Below are 1,113 nucleotides of genomic sequence, written 5' to 3'. Positions count from 1 at the left end.
TGGACATTTAGGCGATCGCAATTAGATAGCGAAACTAATTAAAATTTGCCCACTCTACAATTCAATTTCTTAGTTTTAAGCTTTCAATTGTGAATAGCGATGGTTATCAATTTTGTCAAACGTGCCATTGTAAACAAAGTTTCTGACCATATCGGCTTCAAAGAAATCATGAGGGAAACCTAATTCAATTTGACTTACTTTGTCTAGTTGCTGAATTTGTTCTGTTGATAATTTTACATCAACACATTTAAGATTATCTTCTATGTGATGGACTTTTCTTGCTCCAATAATCGGCATTACGCTCTTATTTAATAACCAACTAAGAGCTACTTGGGAAGAACTATTACCAGTTTGTTCGGCAACCTTATCTACTTCTTTGGCAATACTTAGATTGCGATCGCTTTTATCGACAAATCCTTCCATCATTTCATTATCTAAGCGTCTGTCTTCTCCTGTAGCGTTACCTTTTGTATATTTACCAGTTAACCAACCGCTAGCTAAAGGTGACCAAGCAGTTACACCGATATCTAAAGTATGTGCCATTGGTAAGAGTTCTCTTTCTGGATCTCGTTGAATCAGACTATATTCAATTTGTAAACCGATAAATTGTGTCCATCCCCGTAGTTCAGCTAGGGTATTGCATTGAGAGACTACCCAAGCAGGAGCATCGGAAATGCCGATATATAATATTTTTCCCACCCTAACCAGATCGTCAAAAGCTCGCATTACTTCTTCCGCTGGAGTCATAAAATCCCAAGTATGCAGCCATAGAATATCGATATAGTCAGTGTTTAAACGCTTGAGGCTGGCTTCTACGGACTGAACCATACTTTTACGCTGATTGTCACTTCCATTAGGATTACCATCACCTAGACCATTAGTATATTTGGTTGCTAAAACAACAGCATCTCTTTCCGAGGCAATAAATTCACCAAGAAATTTTTCACTTGTACCGTTGGTATAGATATTTGCTGTATCAATAAAATTACCACCAACTTCGCGAAAAGCATCGTAAATTTTTTTACTTTCTTCTTGGGATGAACCCCATCCCCAATCTTCACCAAAGGTCATTGTACCGAGGCATAGTTCTGATACTCTGAGTCTGCTTTTTCC

At 37.8% G+C, this 1,113-nt stretch carries 1 protein-coding gene; it reads right to left on the bottom strand.

The genetic code is table 11. The features are described 5' to 3' along the window. Nucleotides 1-75: 75 nt before the first annotated feature. A partial coding sequence (locus H1P_RS33585) for an aldo/keto reductase (protein WP_144875848.1) occupies nt 76-1,113 on the bottom strand: 1,038 nt, incomplete at its 5' end.

Origin of the sequence: Hyella patelloides LEGE 07179, from assembly GCF_900659865.1 — a bacterium.
Classification (GTDB): Bacteria; Cyanobacteriota; Cyanobacteriia; order Cyanobacteriales; family Xenococcaceae; genus Hyella; species Hyella patelloides.
This window is presented reverse-complemented; position numbering and strand designations above follow the sequence as displayed.